21 protein-coding genes and 1 riboswitch are annotated in these 23,061 nt (G+C 71.3%); of the genes, 18 read left to right on the top strand and 3 right to left on the bottom strand.

Going from position 1 to position 23,061, the window contains the following annotated elements; translation table 11 throughout:
- The first annotated feature begins 3 nt into the window (after positions 1-3).
- Genes hpnH through SCNRRL3882_RS05450 form a run of 6 tightly spaced genes read left to right on the top strand, consistent with a single transcriptional unit; the run spans position 4 to position 6,343 of the window.
- The gene (gene hpnH / locus SCNRRL3882_RS05475) at positions 4-1,026 is read left to right on the top strand and encodes an adenosyl-hopene transferase HpnH (RefSeq protein ID WP_010042786.1); all 1,023 of its coding nucleotides are present in this window, start codon (positions 4-6) and stop codon (positions 1,024-1,026) included.
- A 4-nt stretch (positions 1,027-1,030) separates the two neighbouring features.
- A complete protein-coding gene (gene ispG, locus SCNRRL3882_RS05470; protein WP_102514745.1) occupies positions 1,031-2,188 on the top strand; it encodes a flavodoxin-dependent (E)-4-hydroxy-3-methylbut-2-enyl-diphosphate synthase in 1,158 nt (385 codons plus the stop codon).
- Positions 2,189-2,216: 28 nt separating this feature from the next.
- Positions 2,217-4,112, top strand: a complete 1,896-nt coding sequence (dxs, locus tag SCNRRL3882_RS05465) for a 1-deoxy-D-xylulose-5-phosphate synthase (protein WP_010044657.1) — start codon at positions 2,217-2,219, stop codon at positions 4,110-4,112.
- Entirely contained in the window at positions 4,109-5,524 is a 1,416-nt protein-coding gene (locus SCNRRL3882_RS05460; RefSeq protein WP_010044658.1) for an aspartate aminotransferase family protein, read from the top strand. Before dxs ends, SCNRRL3882_RS05460 begins: the two co-directional genes overlap by 4 nt.
- 58 nt (positions 5,525-5,582) lie before the next feature.
- Positions 5,583-6,227, top strand: a complete 645-nt coding sequence (locus SCNRRL3882_RS05455) for a helix-turn-helix domain-containing protein (protein ID WP_010044659.1) — start codon at positions 5,583-5,585, stop codon at positions 6,225-6,227.
- Complete coding sequence (locus SCNRRL3882_RS05450) at positions 6,224-6,343, top strand: DUF6126 family protein (protein WP_040903800.1); 120 nt, start codon at positions 6,224-6,226, stop codon at positions 6,341-6,343. The genes SCNRRL3882_RS05455 and SCNRRL3882_RS05450 overlap by 4 nt, the downstream gene beginning before the upstream one ends.
- A 21-nt stretch (positions 6,344-6,364) precedes the next feature.
- On the opposite strand, the gene SCNRRL3882_RS05445 is transcribed toward SCNRRL3882_RS05450, so the two are convergent.
- A complete protein-coding gene (locus SCNRRL3882_RS05445) occupies positions 6,365-7,162 on the bottom strand; it encodes a tyrosine-protein phosphatase (protein ID WP_010044661.1) in 798 nt (265 codons plus the stop codon).
- Between the two features lie 179 nt (positions 7,163-7,341).
- On the opposite strand from SCNRRL3882_RS05445, the gene SCNRRL3882_RS05440 reads away from it, so the two are divergent.
- The 5 genes from SCNRRL3882_RS05440 to SCNRRL3882_RS05415 all read left to right on the top strand — a co-directional run bounded on the left by SCNRRL3882_RS05440 (position 7,342) and on the right by SCNRRL3882_RS05415 (position 13,811).
- Positions 7,342-9,417, top strand: coding sequence for an alpha-galactosidase (locus SCNRRL3882_RS05440; protein ID WP_029181513.1), 2,076 nt, complete (start codon positions 7,342-7,344; stop codon positions 9,415-9,417).
- A 311-nt stretch (positions 9,418-9,728) separates the two neighbouring features.
- A riboswitch (cyclic di-AMP (ydaO/yuaA leader) is annotated at positions 9,729-9,890 on the top strand.
- Between the two features lie 4 nt (positions 9,891-9,894).
- Positions 9,895-10,785 carry a M23 family metallopeptidase gene (locus tag SCNRRL3882_RS05435; protein WP_010044663.1) on the top strand — a complete coding sequence of 297 codons (891 nt, stop codon included), beginning with the start codon at positions 9,895-9,897 and terminating at the stop codon, positions 10,783-10,785.
- A 198-nt stretch (positions 10,786-10,983) separates the two neighbouring features.
- On the top strand, positions 10,984-11,697 hold the full coding sequence (locus SCNRRL3882_RS05430; RefSeq protein WP_010044664.1) for a DUF6250 domain-containing protein: 714 nt from the start codon (positions 10,984-10,986) through the stop codon (positions 11,695-11,697).
- A gap of 162 nt (positions 11,698-11,859) precedes the next feature.
- Entirely contained in the window at positions 11,860-12,645 is a 786-nt protein-coding gene (locus tag SCNRRL3882_RS05425) for an SGNH/GDSL hydrolase family protein (protein WP_010044665.1), read from the top strand.
- Positions 12,646-13,070: 425 nt separating this feature from the next.
- The gene (locus SCNRRL3882_RS05415) at positions 13,071-13,811 is read left to right on the top strand and encodes a helix-turn-helix domain-containing protein (protein ID WP_010044666.1); all 741 of its coding nucleotides are present in this window, start codon (positions 13,071-13,073) and stop codon (positions 13,809-13,811) included.
- A gap of 30 nt (positions 13,812-13,841) precedes the next feature.
- Here SCNRRL3882_RS05415 and SCNRRL3882_RS05410 read toward each other — a convergent pair whose 3' ends face one another.
- A complete protein-coding gene (locus tag SCNRRL3882_RS05410; protein WP_078602925.1) occupies positions 13,842-14,456 on the bottom strand; it encodes a TetR/AcrR family transcriptional regulator in 615 nt (204 codons plus the stop codon).
- An 85-nt stretch (positions 14,457-14,541) separates the two neighbouring features.
- Positions 14,542-15,720, bottom strand: a complete 1,179-nt coding sequence (locus SCNRRL3882_RS05405; protein ID WP_010044668.1) for a glutamate dehydrogenase — start codon at positions 15,718-15,720, stop codon at positions 14,542-14,544.
- 127 nt (positions 15,721-15,847) lie between these two features.
- On the opposite strand from SCNRRL3882_RS05405, the gene SCNRRL3882_RS05400 reads away from it, so the two are divergent.
- From SCNRRL3882_RS05400 to tdh, 7 genes are all read left to right on the top strand, one after another.
- Complete coding sequence (locus SCNRRL3882_RS05400; protein WP_010044669.1) at positions 15,848-17,113, top strand: MBL fold metallo-hydrolase; 1,266 nt, start codon at positions 15,848-15,850, stop codon at positions 17,111-17,113.
- 530 nt (positions 17,114-17,643) lie between these two features.
- Complete coding sequence (locus tag SCNRRL3882_RS05395) at positions 17,644-19,680, top strand: ATP-binding protein (RefSeq protein ID WP_010044670.1); 2,037 nt, start codon at positions 17,644-17,646, stop codon at positions 19,678-19,680.
- 74 nt (positions 19,681-19,754) lie between these two features.
- Entirely contained in the window at positions 19,755-20,189 is a 435-nt protein-coding gene (locus SCNRRL3882_RS05390; protein ID WP_010044671.1) for a roadblock/LC7 domain-containing protein, read from the top strand.
- A gap of 2 nt (positions 20,190-20,191) precedes the next feature.
- Entirely contained in the window at positions 20,192-20,563 is a 372-nt protein-coding gene (locus tag SCNRRL3882_RS05385) for a DUF742 domain-containing protein (protein WP_010044672.1), read from the top strand.
- Entirely contained in the window at positions 20,541-21,170 is a 630-nt protein-coding gene (locus SCNRRL3882_RS05380) for a GTP-binding protein (protein WP_010044673.1), read from the top strand. The genes SCNRRL3882_RS05385 and SCNRRL3882_RS05380 overlap by 23 nt, the downstream gene beginning before the upstream one ends.
- 85 nt (positions 21,171-21,255) lie before the next feature.
- On the top strand, positions 21,256-21,828 hold the full coding sequence (locus SCNRRL3882_RS05375) for a GAF domain-containing protein (RefSeq protein WP_010044674.1): 573 nt from the start codon (positions 21,256-21,258) through the stop codon (positions 21,826-21,828).
- A 185-nt stretch (positions 21,829-22,013) separates the two neighbouring features.
- Entirely contained in the window at positions 22,014-23,042 is a 1,029-nt protein-coding gene (gene tdh, locus SCNRRL3882_RS05370; RefSeq protein ID WP_010044675.1) for an L-threonine 3-dehydrogenase, read from the top strand.
- Positions 23,043-23,061: the final 19 nt, after the last annotated feature.

Genomic DNA, 23,061 nt, shown 5'->3' with positions numbered 1-23,061 from the left:
CAGATGGCCATGCCGCTCCGACAGTCCATCAAGGTCGCTACGTACTTGGCTGAACAGAAGCTCCGCCGGCGGGACAAGTTCCCGCTCATCGTCGAGCTGGAGCCGCTGTACGCCTGCAACCTCAAGTGCGAGGGGTGCGGCAAGATCCAGCACCCGGCCGGGGTGCTCAAGCAGCGGATGCCGGTCGCCCAGGCCGTGGGGGCGGTGCTGGAGTCCGGTGCTCCCATGGTGTCCATCGCCGGTGGCGAGCCGCTGATGCACCCCCAGATCGACGAGATCGTGCGTCAGCTGGTGGCCAGGCGGAAGTACGTCTTCCTGTGCACCAATGCCCTGCTGCTGCGCAAGAAGATGGACAAGTTCAAGCCGTCCCCCTATTTCGCCTTCGCGGTGCACATCGACGGGCTGCGCGAGCGGCACGACGAGTCGGTGGCGAAGGAGGGCGTGTTCGACGAGGCGGTGGAGGCCATCAAGGAGGCCAAGCGGCGCGGCTTCCGGGTGACCACCAACTCGACGTTCTTCAACACCGACACCCCGCAGACCATCATCGAGGTGCTGAACTTCCTCAACGACGACCTCCAGGTCGACGAGATGATGATCTCGCCCGCCTACGCCTACGAGAAGGCCCCCGACCAGGAGCACTTCCTCGGCGTGGAGCAGACCCGCGAGCTGTTCAAGAAGGCCTTCGCGGGCGGCAACCGGCGGCGCTGGCGGCTCAACCACTCCCCGCTCTTCCTGGACTTCCTGGAGGGCAAGGTCGACTTCCCGTGCACGGCGTGGGCGATCCCGAACTACTCGCTGTTCGGCTGGCAGCGCCCCTGCTACCTGATGAGCGACGGCTATGTGCCGACGTACCGGGAGCTGGTCGAGGACACGGACTGGGACAAGTACGGCCGCGGCAAGGACCCGCGCTGCGCCAACTGCATGGCGCACTGCGGTTACGAGCCCACCGCCGTCCTCGCCACCATGGGATCGCTCAAGGAGTCCCTGCGCGCCATGCGCGAGACGGTCTCCGGAAACCGGGAGTGAGGCCATGAGCGCCATCCCGCTGGGCGTTCCCGAGGTACCGGTCCGGCCGATCGCCGAGCGGCGCGTCTCGCGCCGGATCCAGGTCGGTCCGGTGGCGGTCGGGGGCGGGGCCCCGGTGTCGGTGCAGTCGATGACGACGACCCGTACGTCCGACATCGGCGCCACGCTGCAGCAGATCGCCGAGCTCACCGCGTCCGGCTGTCAGATCGTCCGGGTCGCCTGCCCCACGCAGGACGACGCGGACGCGCTGGCGACCATCGCCCGCAAGTCGCAGATCCCGGTGATCGCGGACATCCACTTCCAGCCGAAGTACGTGTTCGCCGCCATCGAGGCGGGCTGTGCGGCGGTCCGCGTCAACCCCGGCAACATCAAGCAGTTCGACGACCGGGTCAAGGAGATCGCGCAGGCCGCCAAGGACCACGGCACCCCGATCCGGATCGGGGTCAACGCCGGGTCGCTGGACCGGCGGCTGCTCCGGAAGTACGGCAGGGCGACCCCGGAGGCGCTCGTGGAGAGCGCGCTGTGGGAGGCGTCCCTGTTCGAGGAGCACGACTTCCGGGACATCAAGATCTCCGTCAAGCACAACGACCCGGTCGTGATGATCGAGGCGTACAAGCAGCTCGCCGCGCAGTGCGACTACCCGCTGCACCTCGGCGTCACGGAGGCCGGTCCCGCCTTCCAGGGCACGATCAAGTCGGCGGTCGCCTTCGGCGCGCTGCTCAGCCAGGGCATCGGCGACACGATCCGGGTGTCGCTGTCCGCGCCGCCGGCCGAGGAGGTCAAGGTCGGCATCCAGATCCTGGAGTCCCTGGGGCTGCGGCAGCGCCGGCTGGAGATCGTCTCCTGCCCGTCCTGCGGGCGTGCCCAGGTCGACGTCTACAAGCTCGCCGACGAGGTGACCGCCGGACTCGAGGGCATGGAAGTGCCGTTGCGGGTCGCCGTCATGGGGTGTGTGGTCAACGGACCCGGCGAGGCGCGGGAGGCCGATCTGGGGGTGGCCTCCGGCAACGGCAAGGGGCAGATCTTCGTGAAGGGCGAGGTCATCAAGACCGTCCCCGAGTCGAAGATCGTCGAGACGCTGATCGAAGAGGCGATGAAGCTCGCCGAGCAGATGGAGCAGGACGGCATGGGGCCGGGGGAGCCGGCCGTCACCGTGAGCTGAACAGCACGGAACCGAAGGGGGCCCGAGCGTGACGATTCTGGAGACCATCCGGGGACCACGCGACCTGAAGGCGCTGTCCGAGCCGGAACTCGGCGAACTGTCCGACGAGATCAGGGAGTTCCTGGTGCAGGCGGTCGCCAGGACCGGGGGGCATCTGGGACCCAACCTGGGGGTGGTGGAGCTCACCGTCGCCCTGCACCGGGTCTTCGAGTCGCCGGTCGACCGCATCCTGTGGGACACCGGCCACCAGAGCTACGTCCACAAACTGCTGACCGGACGCCAGGACTTCTCCAAGCTGCGCGGCAAGGGCGGCCTGTCCGGCTACCCCTCGCGCGAGGAGTCCGAGCACGACGTCATCGAGAACAGCCACGCCTCCACGGCGCTCGGCTGGGCCGACGGGCTCGCCAAGGCCCGCCAGGTGCAGGGGGAGCGGGGCCACGTCGTCGCGGTGATCGGCGACGGAGCCCTGACCGGTGGCATGGCCTGGGAGGCGCTGAACAACATCGCGGCCGCCAAGGACCGCCCGCTGATCATCGTCGTCAACGACAACGAACGCTCGTACGCCCCGACCATCGGCGGCCTCGCCAACCACCTCGCGACGCTGCGCACGACCGACGGTTACGAGCGGGTCCTCGCCTGGGGCAAGGACGTGCTGCAGGCCACGCCCCTGGTCGGCAACACCCTGTACGAGGCCCTGCACGGCGCGAAGAAGGGCTTCAAGGACGCGTTCGCCCCGCAGGGCCTGTTCGAGGACCTGGGCCTGAAGTACGTGGGCCCGATCGACGGGCACGACATCGGGGCGGTGGAGTCCGCCCTGCGGCGCGCGAAGCGCTTCCACGGACCGGTCCTCGTCCACTGCCTCACCGAGAAGGGCCGCGGCTACGAACCCGCCCTCGCCCACGAGGAGGACCACTTCCACACGGTCGGCGTCATGGACCCGCTGACCTGCGCGCCCCTCTCCCCGGCGGGCGGGCCCTCGTGGACCTCGGTGTTCGGTGACGAGATCGTCAGGATCGGCGAGGAGCGGGACGACGTCGTCGCGATAACCGCCGCGATGCTGCATCCGGTCGGCCTGGGCAGGTTCGCCGAGCGGTTCCCGGACCGGGTGTGGGACGTCGGTATCGCCGAGCAGCACGCGGCCGTGTCCGCGGCGGGCCTGGCGACGGGCGGCCTGCACCCGGTCGTCGCCGTCTACGCCACCTTCCTCAACCGCGCCTTCGACCAGCTGCTGATGGACGTGGCCCTGCACCGCTGCGGGGTGACCTTCGTGCTGGACCGGGCCGGTGTCACCGGCGTCGACGGGCCCTCCCACAACGGCATGTGGGACATGTCCGTCCTCCAGGTCGTCCCCGGCCTCAGGATCGCCGCGCCGCGGGACGCCGACCAGCTGCGCGCCCAGCTGCGCGAGGCGGTCGCCGTCGACGACGCGCCGACGCTGCTGCGCTTCCCGAAGGAGTCCGTCGGCCCGTCGATCCCGGCGATCGACCGGGTGGGCGGACTGGACGTGCTGCACCGTGCGCCGGAGCCGCAGGTTCTGCTGGTGGCCGTCGGCGTGATGGCGCCCGTCTGCCTCCAGGCCGCCGAGCTGCTCGAAGCCCGCGGCATCGGCTGCACCGTCGTCGACCCCCGCTGGGTCAAGCCCGTCGACCCGGCCCTGCCCGGTCTCGCCGCCGAACACCGCATGGTCGCCGTCGTCGAGGACAACAGCCGGGCGGCCGGGGTCGGCTCGGCCGTGGCGCTGGCCCTGGGCGATGCCGAAGTCGACGTCCCGGTGCGGCGCTTCGGGATCCCGGAGCAGTTCCTCGCGCACGCCAAGCGCGGCGAGGTGCTCGCCGACATCGGCCTGACACCCGTCGAGGTCGCCGGACGGATCAGCGCGAGCCTGACCGTGAAGAAAGAGCTGTCCAAGGAGCCCCAGGAATGACCACCGCCGAATCCGCGTCGGAGTCGTCGCAGGCCGGGGAGTTCGACCTCGGCAGACTGCTGGCCCGACGCGGAGCCGAGCGCTACGAGCTGCACACCCGGTACCTCAACCACCAGCTCCCGCGCATGCTGCACACCATCGGCTTCGACAAGGTCTACGAGCGCGCCGAGGGCGCCTACTTCTACGACGCGGACGGCCGCGACTACCTGGACATGCTCGCCGGGTTCGGGGTGATGGGGCTCGGCCGCCACCACCCCGTGGTGCGCAAGGCGCTGCACGACGTCCTGGACGCCCAGCTCGCCGACCTCACCCGGTTCGACTGCCAGCCGCTGCCCGGCCTGCTGGCCGAGAAGCTGCTCGCACACAGCCCGCACCTGGACCGGGTGTTCTTCGGCAACAGCGGTACGGAAGCGGTCGAGGGAGCGCTGAAGTTCGCCCGCTTCGTCACCCGCAGGCCCAGGATCCTGTACTGCGCGCACGCCTTCCACGGCTTGACCACCGGCTCCCTCTCCGTCAACGGCGAGCCCGGCTTCCGTGACGGCTTCGCCCCGCTGCTGCCCGACACGGCCGTACCGCTCGGCGACCTCGACGCGCTGGAGAGGGAGTTGAAGAAGGGCGACGTCGCCGCCCTGATCGTCGAGCCCATCCAGGGCAAGGGCGTGCTGGAGGCCCCGCCCGGCTATCTCCTGGCCGCCCAGGAACTGCTGCACCGGCACAAGGCGCTGCTCATCGCCGACGAGGTGCAGACGGGCCTCGGCCGTACCGGCGACTTCTACGCCTACCAGCACGAGGACGGCGTGGAACCGGACCTGGTGTGCGTGGCCAAGGCGCTCTCCGGCGGCTACGTGCCGGTGGGCGCCACGCTCGGCAAGGACTGGATCTTCAAGAAGGTGTACTCGTCGATGGACCGGGTGCTGGTCCACTCGGCGAGCTTCGGGTCCAACGCGCAGGCCATGGCGGCGGGCCTGGCGGTGCTGTCGGTGATGGAGAACGAGCAGATCGTCGCCGGCGTCCGCACCACCGGGGAACTGCTCAGATCCCGGCTCGCGGCGCTGACGGACAAGTACGAGATGCTCGCCGACGTCCGCGGCCGGGGCCTGATGATCGGCATCGAGTTCGGCCGGCCGAAGTCTCTGAAGCTGCGCAGCCGCTGGGCCATGCTCCAGGCCGCGCGCAAGGGCCTGTTCGCGCAGATGGTCGTCGTACCGCTGCTCCGGAAGCACCGGATCCTCACCCAGGTCTCCGGCGATCACATGGAGGTGATCAAGCTGATCCCGCCGCTGATCATCGGCGAGCGGGAGGTGGACCGGTTCGTCGACGCCTTCACGGCCGTGATGGACGACGCGCACGACGGGGGCCTGGTGTGGGACTTCGGCAAGACGCTCGTCAAACAGGCGGTGGCCAACCGCTGATTCTTGCCTCAGAGGCAAGAAATTTGCCGCCAGGGCAAGGCTCCGGCTGAATGGAGCCATGAGCTCCTCCGAGACCGAGCGGCCCTCCGGGGCCGCCCCGTCGGCTGACCGGGCAGCGGATCCGCTGCCCGCCGTCGCGCCACAGCTGCGGTCGTTGCGGCGCCAGGCCTCCCTGACCCTGGAGGCCGCGGCCCGCGCCGCCGGACTGTCGCCCGCCCACCTCTCCCGCCTGGAGACCGGGCAGCGCCAGCCATCCCTGCCGATGCTGCTCGCGCTCGCCCGCGTCTACGGTACGACGGTCGCCGAGCTGCTCGGCGAGACGGCCGCCGCCCGGGACGCCGTCATCCGCGCCGCCGACATGGAACCGACCGCGGCGGGCGGCTGGACGTACTGGCAGGCCGGCGCGCCCGCGCGCGGGATGCAGGCCCTGCGCGTCCACGTCCCGTACGGCTCCCAGGGCGACATCGTGCGCGTCCACCCCGGCGAGGAGTGGCTCCACGTGCTCCGGGGACGGCTGCGACTGCGCCTCGGCGACACCACGCACCAGCTCGCGCCGGGCGACAGCGCGCACTTCGACTCGCTGACCCCGCACCGGATCGCCGCCCAGGACCCGGACGGCGTCGAACTGCTCTTCGTCCACACCCTCTTGCAGAGCCCCACGGCCGCCCTGTGCCTGGGCCCCACCCCAGGAGACATGCCGTGAAGGACATGGAGGAGAAGTTCCCCCGCGCCCTGTGGGTGCGGCTGTTCATCTACCTCGTCGTGGGCCATGTCTTCGCGGCCTTCGTGTACCTGCTGTTCGAGGTGGGGGCCAAGTAGCCGCCGGGCCGGCGCCGTACGTCAGTCGAGCAGCCGCTCGCGCAGCCGCTCCCGGGCCTCAGGCGTGAGCCCGAGCCCCTTCTCCAGATAGGCGTCGACGCCGCCCCACGTCTCCTCGATGGTGTCGAAGGCCGCCGCCAGGTACTCGGCGCGCGCGTCGAACAGGGGGCTGAGCAGCTCCATGACCTCGGGGGAGTAGGCCGAGGCGGCGGAGCTGCTGCGGTGCACCTTGTAGCGGCGGTGCTTGGCGTTGGACTTCAGGTAGTCCTCGAGGATCGCCTCGCGTTCGACACCCAGGGCGAGCAGCGTCACCGCGATGGACAGACCCGCCCGGTCCTTGCCCGCCGCGCAGTGCATCAGGGCGGGGACGCTGTCCTCGGCGAGTGCGTGCAGCACCTGGGAGTGCTCGGCCGTGCGACTCCTGATGATCATGCGGTACGAGGCGATCATCCGGTCCGCGCCCTTGCCGTCCGAGAGGATCGCGCGCAGCTGGTCGAGGTCGCCGTCGCGGACCATCTTCCAGAACTCGGCGCCGTCGGCGGGGTCGCTCAGCGGCAGGTTCACATTGCGCACGCCCGGCAGCTCGACGTCCGGCCCTTCGAGCTTCTGGTCGGCCGCGTTGCGGAAGTCGAAGATCGTGTGCAGGCCCAGGGTGGTCAGGAAGGCGGCGTCCTCCCCGGTCGCATGGGCGAGGTGGCCACTGCGGAACAGCACTCCCCGCCGCACCCGTCGTCCGTCCACGGTCGGCAGTCCCCCCACATCGCGGAAGTTGCGCACTCCGGCCAGCTCGGGCTCGGTCGACGGGACCTGCTGTGTCACGTGGGCTCCTCCCCATCGGCGCCGCCGGCGCGGCTCGTCGACGGGCACCACTCGACGATACGACATGCCTGCCTGGGGCAATGAGTTGTCCACAGGCGTTGCCCGGAGCGCCCGAAGCCCCCGATGATGTTGGCGCCTGGTCGCACCTGGTCGGGCTTGTTCGAATCTGTGAGGCCATGATGCTGGACATCTCCGAAGACGGTCGTACGTGGGTGCTCTCCGGGCCGGCCAGCAGCTACGCCGTCCACGTCACCGACCGCGACGAGCTGCTGCACCTGCACTGGGGCGCCCGGATCGGCCTGGCCGACGCCGAGGCCCTCGCCGTCCGGCCGCTGCCGGACTACTGGCCCTTCGAATCACCGCTCGACGGGCGCGAGGAGTACCCGGTCGAGGGCGGTCCCCGTTTCGCCCGGCCCGCCCTGTCCGTACGCACCGGCGAGCGGCGCGGCACGGAGTGGACCTACGAGGGGCATGACGCCGAGGACGGTGAGCTGCGGCTGCGCTTCCGCGACGGCGACCTCGCCGTCACGCTGCACTACCGGATGCGCTCCTCGACGGACGTCGTCGAGCGCTGGGTGACCCTCGACAACCACGGACCCGCCGTCGAGGTGCTGCGCGCCGACTCCGCCACCTGGACCCTGCCCGACCGCGACACCTGGCGGCTGTCCCAGCTGCACGGCCGCTGGGGCGCCGAGTCCCGGCTGGAGCGCTCCGCCCTCACCCACGGCGAGAAGGTCATCGGCAGCCGCCGCGGCCACACCGGTCACCAGCACCTGCCGTGGGTCGCGCTCGACACCGACGCGACGGAGGAGCGCGGCGAGGTCTACGGATGCGCGCTGGGCTGGTCCGGGTCCTGGCGGATCGCCGTGGCCCAGCTCCCGGACGCGCGCGTGCAGATCACCGGCGGGGCCGGGTACGACGACTCGGGCCTGCTGATGCTGGGCACGGGGGAGTCGTACACGACCCCCGTCTTCGCCGGGCTCTGGACCGACGGCGGCTACGGCGGGGCCAGCCGCGCCTGGCACGCCTACCAGCGGGCGTACGTGATCCCGGGCGCCGACCAGGACCGGCCGGTGCTGTTCAACTCCTGGGAGGCCACCGAGTTCGACATCTCCGAGGAGCAGCAGCGGGCGCTCGCCGAGCGGGCCGCCGCCATGGGCGTCGAGCTGTTCGTGGTCGACGACGGCTGGTTCGGGACGCGCACCAGCGACCGGGCCGGACTCGGCGACTGGACCCCCAACCCCGACCGTTTCCCGGGCGGCCTCAAGCCGCTCGCCGAGCACGTGCACGGCCTCGGTATGCAGTTCGGGATCTGGGTCGAGCCGGAGATGGTCAACCCGGACAGCGACCTGTACCGCGCGCACCCGGACTGGGTGCAGTACCAACCGGGACGAAAGCGGACGGAGTTCCGCAATCAACTCGTACTGAACCTCGCCCGTGTGGACGTTCAGGAGTACCTCTGGGAGCAGCTCGACGGGCTCCTCTCCAGCGCCCCGATCGACTACGTCAAGTGGGACTTCAACCGCTGCTTCACCGACGCCGGCTGGCCGGACGACCCCTACCCGCAGCGTCTGTGGGTCGACCACGTCCGTGCCCTGTACGCCCTGCTGGACCGGCTGCGGGCCGCACACCCCGGGGTGGCCTTCGAGTCCTGCTCGGGCGGCGGCGGCCGGATCGACCTCGGCGTGCTCGGCCGCACGGACCAGGTGTGGACCTCGGACAACACCGACCCGCTCGACCGGCTCGCCATCCAGCACGGCTTCAGCCAGATCCATCCGGCCCGGGTCATGGCCGCCTGGGTCACCGACAGCCCGAACGCCATGCTCAACCAGCGCGCCAGCTCACTGCGGTTCCGGTTCGTCAGCGCCATGGCCGGGGTGCTCGGGGTCGGCGGCGACCTCACGAAGTGGACGGAGCGGGAACTCGCCGAGGCGCGGGACTGGGTGGAGCTGTACAAGGAGATCCGGCCGGTGGTGCAGCGCGGCGAGCTGCACCGGCTGCGCCCGCCGGAGGGTGGCCTGAGTGCCGTGCAGTACGTGCTCGGCGACGAGAGCGTCGTCCTCGCCTGGCTCCAGGCGCAGCGCTACGGCGAGCCCGTTCCGGCGCTCCGGCTGCGGGGCCTGGACCCCTCGGCGTCGTACGAATGCCTCAAAACGGGCGAAGTTCACCGAGGTGCCGTGCTGCTCCACCACGGGCTGCGGGTCGGTCTGCGCGGGGATCTGGACGCCACCGTCGTCCGACTTAAGCGCAAGTAGTCGTTCTGTCCGAATAGAGAGCGCTTCGGTTATTTAGGCATAACGTGCCCCGGTCGTAAAGGAGATGAGGCCGGGGTGCGTGAGCATCGTCATATTCGTGACGATGTGTTGTTGCCATGTGCACGTAATTCCCGCGTCATTCAGGGATATTGAGGGAAGTGATTGATCGGTAATCCACGCTCCGTGACGGAAAATGTGCCGGTGCGTCAAGAAAAACGCCGTCACAGGCAACCGCACGCTTGTCCCTTTGCGTCCTGGTCGCTTACGTTCCACACCAATCCGGACGGACGCCTAATCCTGCCGCCGCCCGGAGCCCGCACACACTGACCCGACGTACGGCAGGAGCGGGGGACCCACAGGTAAGACGCCTGTTCCGGTTCCCGGAACGGCTTGGGGTTAAGCCGCGCCTCGGCGTGGCCGGGCATCTCCAGTCCGAACCCGACAGCTCACCTCGCAGGCGACGGAGAGGAATTCGCCATGCCCGCGAAGGGTAAGCACCGCCGCCCGAAGAACCAGCGTTTCACCCGCTCCATCGCCATCGCCGGAACCGGCGGGGCCGCTCTCGCTCTTCCGCTCATGGGAGCCGCCGGCGCCCACGCCGCCACTCCGCAGTCGGCTCCGGAAAAGGCCGTCCAGTCCGCTCCGGCCGCCGAGAAGAAGGCCGCCGAAAAGGCCACGGGCGTTCGCACGTACACCGTGCGGGCCGGTGACTATCTGGCGAAGATCGCCGACGAGCAGAACGTCGACGGCGGCTGGAAGAAGCTCTACGCGGACAACCGTGACGCCGTCGGCGACGACCCGTCGCTGATCCACCCGGGCCTGAAGCTGTCGATCGGCAAGAAGGCGGCGGCGAGCGAGTCCAAGTCCTCGGCCCCGGCGAAGCCCTCGGCGTCCAAGTCCTCCGCCTCCGAGTCGTCCTCGAAGCCGGCCGCCGCCAAGCCGGCCGCCGCGGCCTCCAGCGGCTTCACCCTCCCGGTGGAGGGCGCCACCGTCGGCACCCCCTACCACATGTCCGGCAGCATGTGGTCCAGCGGCTACCACACCGGTGTCGACTTCGTCGTCCCGACCGGCACCTCGCTCAAGGCCGTCGGCGCGGGCACGGTCGTCTCCGCCGGCTGGGGCGGCGCGTACGGCAACCAGGTCGTCATCAAGCTGAACGACGGCTTCTACGCGCAGTACGCCCACCTGTCCCAGCTCTCCGTCTCGGCCGGCCAGACCGTGACCGCCGGGCAGCAGATAGGCCTGTCCGGTGCCACCGGCAACGTGACCGGACCGCACCTGCACTTCGAGATCCGCACCACGCCGGACTACGGCTCGGACGTGGACCCGGTCGCCTACCTGCGCTCGCACGGCGTCTCCGTCGGCTGACCGACCGCACGACCACCTGCCTGACACGCGACCGAAGGCCGGACCCCGACCCCCGGGTCCGGCCTTCGGCGTGCGTGGTGCGCCCTTCCGGTCGCCTCAAGGGATCGACAGCGGGCGGCAGTTGGGACACAGTGATCCCGTCCGGAGCGCAAGCGCTTTCTAGAGCCTTCCAGACGGATCCCGAAGGAGATGTGTCCCGTGCCGACCACCCGCAGGGCGTTCGGAGCCCTGACCGCCGGAGCCGCCCTGGCGGCGCTCGCCCCGACGGGGGCCGCGTACGCCGCCCCCCGGCGCCGCCGTCTCATCGCCCACGACGACTTCTGCCACGGCCTCGGCCAGTGGGCCACCGAACTCCAGGACGGCGGGACGGTCACCGCCTCCCGTGGCGTCCTTGAGATCGACGTACCGAGCGGCGCGACCGTCTGGTTCAGACGGCGGCTCGAAGGCCCGTACGTCCTGGAGTACACCGCGACGCCTGTGTCGGAGGGCGGGGCCAACGACCGCGTCTCGGACCTCAACAACTTCTGGAACGCGACCGACGTCCGCTCCCCGGACGATCTCTTCGCCACCCCGCGTGGTGGGGCGCTGGCGGAGTACGACCACCTGACGACGTACTACGCCGGTTACGGGGCGAACCACAACACCACGACCCGGCTGCGGCGGTATGTCGGCGAGCCCGGTGTCCGGCCCCTGGTCTACGACTACACCGAGCCGCTGCTGGTGCCGGGTGAGCCGAACCGGGTGCGGATCGTCTCCGACGGTTCGACGGTGCGGTGGTGGAACAACGGGAGGCTCGTGTTCGACTACAGCGATCCGGAGCCGTACACCACTGGGCACTTCGGCTTCCGGACCGTGTGGAGCCACTTCCGGATCGCAGGGTTCCGGGTCTGGGAGTCGCGGGCTCGGGATTGAACCCGCAACGTCACTGACTCATAGGCTATTCCGGAGTTGGCGAACACTTTAGGAGTGGCTTATCTCACCGCCAGTCAACCCCTTCCTACGGTCGCGTAAGTCACATTCGAAGGTGAATCATGAGCTGCTGTGGCAGACGATTCGAAGAGTGACAGCAGAGCAGTGATCGGGTCGTACGTGGCGGTGGGGGACAGCTTCACCGAGGGCGTCGGTGATCCCGGCCCCGACGGGGCGTTCGTCGGCTGGGCCGACCGGTTCGCCGTCCTGCTCGCCGACCGCCGGCCCGAAGGCGACTTCCAGTACACCAACCTCGCCGTGCGCGGGAAGCTCCTCGACCAGATCGTGGCGGACCAGGTTCCGCGGGCTGTCGAAATGGCCCCGGACCTCGTCTCGTTCTGCGCCGGGGGCAACGACATCCTCCGGCCCGGCACCGACCCGGACGAGGTGGCCGAGCGCTTCGAGCGGGCCCTCGTGCGGCTCACCGCCGTGGCCGGCACCGTGATGGTGACGACCGGGTTCGACACCCGGGGGATGCCCGTGCTCAAGCACCTGCGGGGCAAGATCGCGACGTACAACGGGCATGTCCGGGCCATCGCCGACCGGTACGGCTGCCCGGTGCTCGACCTGTGGTCCCTGCGCAGTGTCCAGGACCGCAGGGCCTGGGACGCCGACCGGCTGCACCTGTCGCCCGAGGGGCACACGCGGGTGGCGCTCCGCGCGGGGCAGGTGCTCGGGCTGGAGGTCCCGGCGGACCCGGAGCAGCCGTGGCCGCCGTTGCCGGCGCGGGGGCCGCTTGAGGTTCGGCGGGACGATGTGCACTGGGCGCGGGAGTTTCTGGTCCCGTGGATCGGGCGGCGGCTGCGTGGGGAGTCGTCGGGGGACCATGTGACGGCGAAGGGTGCGCTCTCGCCGGAGGACATCAGGATGCGGATCGCTGCGGTGGCGTGAGGGGGCGGGTGCCTGCGGTGGTTGGGCCGGGGTGCCTGCGGCGGCCTGCGCGGCTTCGGTGGGGGTGCGCGTAGCGCCTGCGCGCCGGTTGTGGGTCGGGGCCGCGCCGGGGGGTGTCCGTCCTCGGAACGGCGCGATGGGGTCGGGCACCGACTGACTGTCCGTTGACGCGCCGACCGCTGCGGGCGGACACCCCCCGACACGTCCCCTTCCGTGCGTCGGCGGGCGCGGGCGCGTCTCGCCGCCCTCTTCATTTCAGGATATGGAAAGCTACGTTGCGTTCATTGCCGTGGTAACTGGTGCGCTGCGTTTGAGCAGTTCACTGCCAGTTGACGGTGGTCAATGCAACGGTAGTCCACCTGATCGTTGCAATGGGTGGAGATCGAGCACTATGCTGACGGCACCTAGGCACGAAGGGGACCGTGATGCCGGGAGGCAGGCTCACCCAGCAGGAGCGTCAGCAGATCGCGCAGGGGCTGGGCGATGGCCTCGCCTACGCGGAGATCGCCCGACGGCTCGACCGTCCGACCTCGACGGTCACGCGTGAGGTGATGCGCAACGGCGGCCCCACCGCCTACCGCGCCGACCTGGCTCACCGTGCCACCGAACGCCGGATCCACCGGCGGAGGCAGGCCGCGCCCCGGCGGGCGCAGGCGCCCGCGCCGGTCGACGGGCGCGATGTCGAGGCCGTGCGCGAGTACGAGGAGATGTTCACCACCCTCCTCATGCGGCAGGGCCTGCCCAAGATGATGTCCCGGGTGCTGACGTGCCTCTACACCACCGACGCGGGCAGCCTCACCGCGTCCGAACTCGTCCAGCACCTCCGGATCAGCCCGGCGTCCGTGTCCAAGGCGGTCGCGTTCCTGGAGAGCCAGGGCCTCATCCGCCGGGAGCGCGGGGAGGGCCGCCGCGAGCGGTACGCCGTCGACGACGACGTCTTCTACCAGTCGATGATCGCCAGTGCCCGGTCCAGTGCCCAACTGGCCGCGGCCGCACGGCAGGGCGTCGGCGTCCTCGGTCCCGACACCCCGGCCGCCACCCGCCTCGAGAACATCGCCCGCTTCGTCGACTTCGTCGCCGAGAGCCTCGTCCGTGCCGCGGAGCAGGCCCGCGAGGTCCTCCACACCAAACCCGAAACGACCTCGGGCACCGCCGATCGCGGATAGCCGGCCGTTTCGATTCGGGTTCCCGCCCGGTCAGGACCGGGTCGAGGCCGCCGGATCCAGGCCCAGTTCGCGGGCCAGTGCTTCCTCGGCCCACTCCTGGGCCCGTGCCCGCGGCACCGCGCCCGGGTAGGACGTCAGCTGGACGGCCAGGCCGTCGAGGAGGGCGGTGAGGCGGAGGGCCGTGCCGTGCGGGTCGGGGCAGTGGAACTCACCGGCCGCCATGCCCTCCGCGATGACCTCGGCGAGGGCCGCCTTCCACTGCCGGTCGAGGTCCTGGGTGACCTCCCGCAGCGCGGGCTCGCGCAGCGCCGCCGACCAGCCCTCGATCCACAGCCGCCAACCCTTGGCCTGGCCGGTCGGGGCGTACCACCGTACGGCCGACCGCAGTCGGCGCAGTGCCGACGTACGGCGGCCGAGCAGCCTGCGCAGATGGGCGAGGTCGGCCTCGGCCGCATGCCGGAACGCGGCGGCGACCAGCTTCTCCTTGGTCGAGAAGTGGTAGAGCACCAGCGCGTTGCTCACACCGAGCGCCGAGGCCACGTCGGCGATCCTGACCGCCGCCACGCCCCGGGCCTCGATCTGCTCGACGGCGGCCCGCAGCAGCTCCCCGCGGCGTTCCGCCACGCTCAACCGGACTCTCGTCACGCCGCCACCCTACACACGCGCGTGCACCCTCTTGACCGGTGTATTCAGCCGGTCCGGCAAGGGGCCCGGATCGTCCCGCCGTGCGTCAGCGGTACCAGCCGAACCGTTCCGCTATGACCGGCAACCGGTCCGCCACGAGCGCGTGGGCGGCGGCCCGCGGTGTGGTGCCGTCGGCCAGAGCGCGGGCCAGCATCCGCTCGACCAGGGACCGCATCGAGCGGCGTACGTGCGCGAACGCCTCCTCGGCGTCGGCGCCGATGTCCCCGAACAGCGTCCACCACCACCAGGCGTTCGTCCCGGAGTTGACCACGACGTCCGGCAGCACGGTCACCCCGCGCGCGGCGAGCAGCAGCTCCGCCTCCGGCTGTACGGGCATGTTGGCCGCCTCGACGACCCAGCGGGCGGTGATCCGCTCCTGGTTCCCTGCGTCGATCGCGTACGAGACGGCTGCGGGCACCAGGACGTCCGTGTCGGCCGAGAGCCAGGCGTCGCCCGGCAGTTCGCGGTCGCCGGGGCGCAGCGCGGATCGGTCCACGGTGCCGTGGGTATCCCGCGCGGCGAGCAGCGCCTCGACGTCGAGCCCCGCCGGGTTGACGATGGTGCCCTTGATGTCGGCGACGGCCACGACCGTGAGTCCCGCGCGGGTGAGGAAGCGCGCGGTGGCCCCGCCCATGGTGCCCAGTCCCTGGAGGGCGACCCGTGTCCCCGCGTGGGGCACCCCGGCGCGGTCCAGCGCCGTGAGTGCCGCCTCGGCGACACCGCAGCCGCCGACCAGCTCGTCCAGGCCGATGCCGTCCACCTCGACCGCGAACGCGTCCCTCAGCCGCCGACGGGCCTCGGCCTCGTCGTCCAGCAGCGGGTACACGGCCTGGATGGAGGAGACCAGTCCCGCCTCGGCCGCGGCCCGGTCCACCAGGTCCTGGGTGAGCCCGAGGTCCTCGCCGGTCGTCCAGAAGCTCTCGATGTGCGGCCGCATGGCGCGCAGGTACCGCACCAGCAGCGAGTAGGCCTCCGGGTCGCGCGGGTCGCAGTCGATGCCGCCCTTGGCGCCGCCGAGCGGGACGTAGCGGCTGCCGGGGTCGTAGTGGAGGGCCTCCTTCATGGTCATGCCGCGGGCCAGGCCGGTGACCTCGTCCAGGGTGCAGCCCGCGCGCATCCGCAGACCGCCGCTGGCGACACCGCGCACTAGCCGGTCGACGACCAGGAAGCCCCGGCGGCCGGTGACGTGGTCGGTCCAGGTGAGGGACAGCAGGGGGCTGGCCATGCGGGCTCCTTCGCCGTGAATACTGAATATCCGTTCAGTATCACCCCTCGTGGGGCGCCTGGGCCCCGGTGTTGTCGCAAGGGGCCGACCATAATGGAAAGCCTGACCGACTCCACCTGGAGGTACCGTGGCCGGTTTCCGTTCCCTGAGCTCCGGGCTCCGCGCGCTCCGGCCCGGGGCGTTCGGCGCGGACCCGAGCGGTGAGCGCATGGCGCGCATCCGCAGATCGCCCCACTTCAAGGACGGGGTCTTCCAGAACCCCGGAGGTCCCGCGCGGACCCGGCCCTCGGGCTCCACCCTCGACTTCGCCAAGGTCTTCTTCGACAAGGAGACCCGGCCCCGCCGTGCCCCGAAGGGCACCGTGCCGGTGCACGCCACCACCCTCGCCGACATCGCCCGGCCCCCGGCCACCGGGCTGCGGCTGACCTGGATGGGACACTCCAGCGTGCTCGCCGAGATCGACGGGCGGCGCGTGCTGTTCGACCCGGTGTGGGGCGAGCGCTGCTCCCCGTTCCCGTTCGCCGGCCCGAAGCGGCTGCACCCGGTGCCCCTGCCGCTGGCCGCGCTCGGCCCGGTCGACGTCGTGGTCATCTCGCACGACCACTACGACCACCTGGACATGCCCACCATCAAGGCCCTGGCCGGCACGGACACGCTGTTCGCCGTGCCGCTCGGCGTCGGGGCGCACCTGGAGCACTGGGGCGTGTCCGCCGGCCGGCTGCGCGAGCTGGACTGGCACGAGTCGACGAAGATCGGCGGCCTCACCCTGACCGCCACTCCCGCCCGGCACTTCTGCGGCCGGGGCCTGCGCAACACCCAGCACACCCTGTGGGCCTCCTGGGTCGTCGCCGGCGAGGAGCACCGGATCTACCACAGCGGCGACACCGGCTACTTCGACGGCTTCAAGGAGATCGGCGCCGAGCACGGGCCGTTCGACGCCACGATGATCCAGATCGGCGCGTACTCCGACTTCTGGCCCGACATCCACATGACCCCCGACGAGGGCATGCGCGCCCACCTCGACCTCCAGGGCGGACCGGAGCAGGGCCCGATGCTGCCCATCCACTGGGCCACGTTCAACCTGGCGACGCACCCTTGGGCGGATCCCGGCGAGGGGACGCTCGCGGCCGCCCGCGCCGTGGGCGCCCGGATCGCCCTGCCGCACCCCGGTGAACCCTTCGAGCCCGCGGCCGGGAACGTCCCCTGCGAGCCGTGGTGGCGTGGGGTGGCGCTCGCCCCCGCGGGGGGCTTTCCGGCCGGCGAAGCCCTCGCCGGCGCCGCGATCAACACCACATCGAGCGCAGCAGCCGTGGCCCAGGCGGATACGTTGAGTGACGGTGGCGGCAAGGCGGGCAAGGACACGGAGGACCCTGAAACGCTTCCGGCGGGCTGAGCCGGAGCGAGCGGAGGGTCGACGTCGAGGGCCGGGGAGCGAGAGGCTCCCCGGCCCTCGCCGTGTCTGCGTGACCACTTCTGACCAGGTCGGATCGAACTGTTGTCGTTCGCGTCCGGAGGTGTGAGGAGGTTATCGGTCTGTCGTACGAGAGCTCATACCAGAGCGGGACGCTCTCCGTATGAGTTTGTCAACTGCCCACCGCACATGATGCGCTGACGACTACTGTCAGTGTCCGTCGGGAAACAGACGGATCAAGGAGTGGGGACCGGTACGTGCAGGCGCAAGGCGGACGAGGGAGTCGACGCGAGGGGGATTCCCGCTGCCCGCGTAGGACCGACGCCGGTACGGGCGCCGCCGTGGTGGCCCCCTCCGGGCCCGGGCGGCACGCGGACTCCGGACGCGACGGTGCCGGGCGGGAGCCGGCCGAGCCCACAGCCCGGGGCGCGCGGAAGCGGCCGCGTGAGCCCGGTCGTACCACCGCAAGCCCCCCTGGCACCCAGGCCCGACGGACCAGTACGAGGACACCGATGTCTCACCTCCGCGCCCCGGCCGCACGCGCAGACCGCCGTGAGGGCGGGCGGCACGGGCGGCCGGCCGCCCGCACCGCACCCGCGCTGCCCGAGACCCATATACGGCCGCAGCTGCTGCGCCTCGCCGTACTGCCGCCCGTCGCCGTCGCCCTGAGCGGTTGTGCCGCCGTCCTCTTCACCGTCCGGTCGACCGGAGCGCGGCCGGGGCTGACACTGTGGGCCGTGCTCGCCGGGGCGGTCTCGGTGACCCTCGTCGGCATCGTCGTCGCCGCGGTGGCCGCCAACCGGGCCGCCCGGTCCGTGCACGACCGCATCGGCGTCCTGCGCCGCACCACCACGCGGCGCGAGGCCGACCTGCGCACCCTGGTCGAGACGCTGCGCCGTGGCGACGGACCGCCGCAGCCCGGCCCGCAGAGCAGTCCACGCGGCGGCCCCGCCGAGGGCGCCGACGACTTCGAACTCCTCGCCGCCGACCTGACCCGTGCGCACGACGGCGCCGTCACCGCCGTCGTCCACGCCTCGCAGCTCTCCAGCCAGGCGGGCAGCGAACAGAAGCTCGAGGTGTTCGTCAATCTCGCCCGGCGCCTGCAGTCGCTGGTGCACCGCGAGATCTCCATCCTCGACGAGCTCGAGAACGAGATGGAGGACCCCGACCTGCTCAAGGGGCTCTTCCACGTCGACCACCTCGCCACCCGCATCCGCCGCCACGCCGAGAACCTCGCCGTGCTCGGCGGTGCCGTCTCCCGCCGCCAGTGGAGCAACCCGGTCTCCATGACCGAGGTGCTGCGCTCGGCCATCGCCGAGGTCGAGCAGTACTCGCGGGTCAAGCTCGTCCCGCCGATCGACGGCACCCTGCGCGGACACGCCGTGGCCGACGTCATCCACCTGCTGGCCGAACTCGTCGAGAACGCCACGGTGTTCTCCGCCCCGCACACCCAGGTGCTGCTGCGCGCCAACCTCGTCACCTCCGGGCTCGCCGTCGAGGTCGAGGACCGTGGACTGGGCATGCCCCTGGAGGAGCAGGCGCGGATGAACGCCTTGCTCGCCGACCCGGACCAGGTGAACGTCGCCCGGCTCCTCGCGGACGGCCGCATCGGGTTGTTCGTCGTCTCGCAGCTGGCCCGGCGGCACGGCATCACCGTCCGCCTCCAGACCAACATCTACGGCGGAGTGCAGGCGGTGCTCGTCGTGCCGCAGGCGCTGCTCGGGGCGGAGGCGGGCGCGCCCGGGGGCACCGGGCAGTCCGCGGTCGGGGCCGGAGACGCGGCCGGGGTCGTGCCCGAGTCCCGAGCCGGAGCGGCGTCCACGGGGGCGTCCCCAGCGGAGGTGGCTGCGTCAGAGTCCTCGGCGGTGTACGGATTCCCGTCCGGGTCGGGTGCCGCGTCCGAAGCGTTGCCGTCGGTCCCGCCGAGGGCGCCCACCCCGACCCGCGCGCACCAGCAGGAGGCCGAACGGGCCTCGGGCCGAAGCCCGCAGAGCGGCCGGCCCGCGCCCCTGCCCGTGCGCGGGACCCATCGGGAGCGGCCCAACCCGGCCGAGGCGCGGCCCGGCATCAGCCCCGACGACCGGCGCATCCTCGCCGAGAACGTGACGGCTCCGCCCACCCCGCGCAACGGCACGGTGCGCGGCACCATGGGCAAGCCCCAACTGCCCCGCCGCCGTGCCCAGGAACACATCGCACCCCAGCTGCGCGACGGTCCCACGCCGCGCCAGGACCCCGAGTTCCTCGTCGGCCACGATCCCGGCCTGATGGCGGCCTTCCAGCGCGGTATCAGCCTTGCCGAGGCCCAACAGCACATGGAGACCGGGAACACGGAGTGGGGCGACACGGAGTCGTCGACACACCTGGAGCCTCCGACGCACATCGAGCCCGCACACCGGGACCCGACCCCCATGGAGCCGGTGCACACCGAGTCCCTCCCCACCGTCGACGCGGCTCGCATAACCGAGGCGCGCGGCGCACGGGACGGTGTGACCGCGTCCCGCCCCGACCACACCACCACCCGGCACGACGGGAGCGCACCCGCCGGATGACCACCCCCGTTCCCACCTCTGTTCCCACCCCCAGCGCTCCCGCAGACCTTCGTACCCCAAGGAGTCGATCCACCATGGCGAGCGATGCGCCGACCGCCCATGTATCCGATCTCGACTGGCTGATGAGCGGCCTCGTGCAGCGCGTGCCGCACACGACCGCCGCGGTGCTCCTGTCCTGCGACGGGCTCGTGAAGTCCGTCCACGGCCTCGACCCGGACAGCGCCGACCACATGGCCGCCCTGGCCTCCGGCCTGTACTCCCTCGGCCGCAGCGCCGGCGTCCGCTTCGGCGACGGCGGCGACGTCCGGCAGGTCGTGGTCGAACTCGCCTCGACCCTGCTGTTCGTCACCACCGCCGGCTCCGGCACCTGCCTGGCCGTGCTCGCCGGCCGGGAGGCCGACGCGGCGGTCCTCGGCTACGAGATGGCGATGCTGGTCAAGAGCGTCCGCCCGTACCTGGTCACCGCTCCCCGCCAGCAGTCCGTCGAATCCCCGGCGATGAGGCCTTGAGGGTGGCGGCGGCCGGTGACGGGCCCTGGCTCGACGACGCGGCCGGGCGGCTGGTGCGCCCGTTCACGGTCAGCAACGGCCGTACCCGTCCCACCGTCGCGCTCGACCTGATGTCGCAGGTGATGGCCACCGGGGCGACCCCCCTCGGCTACCTCGGCCCCGAGCACGCGCAGGCACTAGAGCGGTGCAGTGTGCCCGTCGCCGTCGCGGAGGTCGCCGCCCATCTGAAGCTGCCGGTGGCCGTCACCAAGGTGCTGCTGGCGGACCTCGTCGACTGCGGGGCGCTGACCACCAAGCCCCCCGCGTTCCACCACAACCCGACGGACCGGGCCCTTCTGGAGGCAGTGCTCGATGGACTACGACGACAGCTCTGACTACGCCGACGATTCCGGCCACGGCGGCGACCCGTTCCCCACCGCCCTCAAGATCCTGGTGGCGGGCGGGTTCGGCGTGGGCAAGACGACCTTCGTCGGCGCGGTCAGCGAGATCGCGCCGCTCAGCACGGAGGAGCTGCTCACCACCGTCAGCGCCGCGACGGACAACCTCGACGGCATCGAGAACAAGGTCGAGACGACCGTGGCCATGGACTTCGGCCGCATCACGCTCGATCCGAAACACGTGCTGTACCTGTTCGGCACCCCCGGACAGGAGCGGTTCTGGTTCATGTGGGACGAGTTGTGCGAGGGCGCACTCGGGGCGGTCATCCTCGCCGACACCCGCCGCCTCCAGGAGTGTTTCGCGGCCGTCGACTTCTTCGAACAACGCGGCCTCGGCTTCATCGTCGCCGTCAACGAGTTCGACGGCGCCCACCGGTACGACCCGGAGGAGGTGCGCGCCGCCCTCGACCTGTCCGAGGAGATCCCCGTCGTGTGCTGCGACGCCCGGATCTCCAGCTCCGGGGTGCAGACCCTGCTGACCCTCGTGCGCCACCTCATCGCCCATGCGCCCGCCCCCGCGACGGGGTATGGCGCCCACATGTGAACGCCACAAGTGATCCCACATGTGATCCCCCAACCCCGCCAGGGAGCCCGTATATGACGCATGCCCACAGTCCGGGAGGACGCCCATGAGCTACGACCCGCCGCGCCCGGCCGGTCGTCTGCTGCTCACACCCGAGGACAAGGAGGCCCCCGCCCGCGCCGGCCGACTGCGCCTGCTGGGCCTGGGGGAGCGCCCCGAACCCGCACTCGACGCCTTCGCGCACGGCCTCGCCGAGCTCACCGGTGCGCCGTACGCCATGGTCAACTTCCCGGACGAGCGAGGCCAGTTCTACGCGGGCCTGTGCGTTCCGGCCGTCGCGCCGGTGGTGCGGAGCGACGGCACCAGCCCCCGGGTCGGCCGTAGTCTCCCCCGCGACCATGGCTTCTGCCCCCATGTGGTGGCGCGACGCAAGGCCCTGGTCCTGGAGGACGTCCACGACTATCCGCGGTTCGCGGGCAATCCGGTGGTCGACGAGTTCGGCATCCGCTCCTATCTGGGAGCACCGCTCATCGACGGCACGGGCCTGGTGCTGGGCACGGTCAGCGTCGCCGACGTCGGGCCCCGGCCGTGGGGGAAGCCGGGCCTGACGGCCATCAAGGAACACGCCGCGCAGCTCGTCGCACAGCTGGAGGGCTGGGACGGCAGGCTGCCCTACTGACACGCCCCGCGTCTTCGGCAGCGCACCCAGGAGGCGTGAAGGAAAGCTGCGGCGGCGCTTAAGAAAACCTCGATGGACCGGTGCGGCCGGCGTACGGCAGATTGCTGTGCGATCCCACTCCTCTCCCGGCCCAGGGACACCTTCGGCATGCCCGGAGCCGGGACTCACCCCCAGGAGCCGTAGCGGTGAAGGCGCTGGTCAAACAGAAGGCGGAGCCCGGGCTGTGGCTCGCGGACGTCCCGGAGCCCGCTGCCGGGCCCGGCGACGTACTGATCAAGGTGCTGCGCACCGGTATCTGCGGCACCGACCTGCACATCAGGGCCTGGGACGGCTGGGCGCAGCAGGCGATCCGCACCCCGCTCGTGGTCGGGCACGAGTTCGTCGGCGAGGTCGTCGCGACCGGGCGGGACGTCACCGACATCGCCGTCGGCGACCGGGTGAGCGGCGAGGGCCATCTGGTGTGCGGCAAGTGCCGCAACTGCCTGGCCGGCCGCCGCCACCTGTGCCGGGCCACCATAGGTCTGGGCGTGGGCCGCGACGGGGCGTTCGCCGAGTACGTCGTCCTGCCCGCCGCCAACGTCTGGGTGCACCGGGTGCCCGTCGACCTCGACGTGGCCGCGATCTTCGACCCGTTCGGCAACGCCGTGCACACCGCGCTGTCGTTCCCGCTCGTCGGCGAGGACGTGCTGATCACCGGGGCGGGCCCCATCGGGCTGATGGCCGCCGCCGTGGCCCGGCACGCGGGCGCCCGCCACGTCATGATCACCGACGTCAGCGAGGAGCGGCTGGAGCTGGCCCGCAAGGTCGGGGTCAGCCTCGCGCTCAATGTCGCGGGCGCCACCATCGCCGACGGGCAGCGCACGCTCGGACTGCGCGAGGGCTTCGACATCGGCCTGGAGATGTCCGGCCGCCCCGAAGCCATGCGGGACATGATCGCCAACATGACGCACGGCGGCCGGATCGCGATGCTCGGCCTGCCCGCGCAGGAGTTCCCCGTCGACTGGGCCCGGATCGTCACCTCGATGATCACCGTCAAGGGCATCTACGGCCGCGAGATGTTCGAGACCTGGTACGCGATGTCCGTGCTGCTGGAGGGCGGCCTCGACCTCGCCCCCGTGATCACCGGCCGGTACGGCTACCGCGACTTCGAGGCGGCGTTCGCCGACGCGGCGAGCGGCCGCGGCGGCAAGGTCATCCTCGACTGGACCGCGTAACTCCCCTTCCCCGCAAGCA

Origin of the sequence: Streptomyces chartreusis NRRL 3882 (assembly GCF_900236475.1) — a bacterium.
Lineage (GTDB): Bacteria > Actinomycetota > Actinomycetes > Streptomycetales > Streptomycetaceae > Streptomyces > Streptomyces chartreusis_D.
The sequence above is the reverse complement of the archived record's forward strand: the minus strand, read 5'-3'. Positions and strand labels throughout refer to the sequence as shown.

Bases quoted from the DNA above. Each gene is read 5' to 3' on its own strand.
- hpnH (WP_010042786.1), top strand. From the start codon at position 4: ATGGCCATGCCGCTCCGACAGTCCATCAAGGTCGCTACGTACTTGGCT.
- ispG (WP_102514745.1), top strand. From the start codon at position 1,031: ATGAGCGCCATCCCGCTGGGCGTTCCCGAGGTACCGGTCCGGCCGATC.
- SCNRRL3882_RS05460 (WP_010044658.1), top strand. From the start codon at position 4,109: ATGACCACCGCCGAATCCGCGTCGGAGTCGTCGCAGGCCGGGGAGTTC.
- SCNRRL3882_RS05455 (WP_010044659.1), top strand. From the start codon at position 5,583: ATGAGCTCCTCCGAGACCGAGCGGCCCTCCGGGGCCGCCCCGTCGGCT.
- SCNRRL3882_RS05440 (WP_029181513.1), top strand. From the start codon at position 7,342: ATGCTGGACATCTCCGAAGACGGTCGTACGTGGGTGCTCTCCGGGCCG.
- SCNRRL3882_RS05435 (WP_010044663.1), top strand. From the start codon at position 9,895: ATGCCCGCGAAGGGTAAGCACCGCCGCCCGAAGAACCAGCGTTTCACC.
- SCNRRL3882_RS05415 (WP_010044666.1), top strand. From the start codon at position 13,071: ATGCCGGGAGGCAGGCTCACCCAGCAGGAGCGTCAGCAGATCGCGCAG.
- SCNRRL3882_RS05405 (WP_010044668.1), bottom strand. From the start codon at position 15,720: ATGGCCAGCCCCCTGCTGTCCCTCACCTGGACCGACCACGTCACCGGC.
- SCNRRL3882_RS05395 (WP_010044670.1), top strand. From the start codon at position 17,644: ATGTCTCACCTCCGCGCCCCGGCCGCACGCGCAGACCGCCGTGAGGGC.
- SCNRRL3882_RS05390 (WP_010044671.1), top strand. From the start codon at position 19,755: ATGGCGAGCGATGCGCCGACCGCCCATGTATCCGATCTCGACTGGCTG.
- SCNRRL3882_RS05380 (WP_010044673.1), top strand. From the start codon at position 20,541: ATGGACTACGACGACAGCTCTGACTACGCCGACGATTCCGGCCACGGC.
- SCNRRL3882_RS05375 (WP_010044674.1), top strand. From the start codon at position 21,256: ATGAGCTACGACCCGCCGCGCCCGGCCGGTCGTCTGCTGCTCACACCC.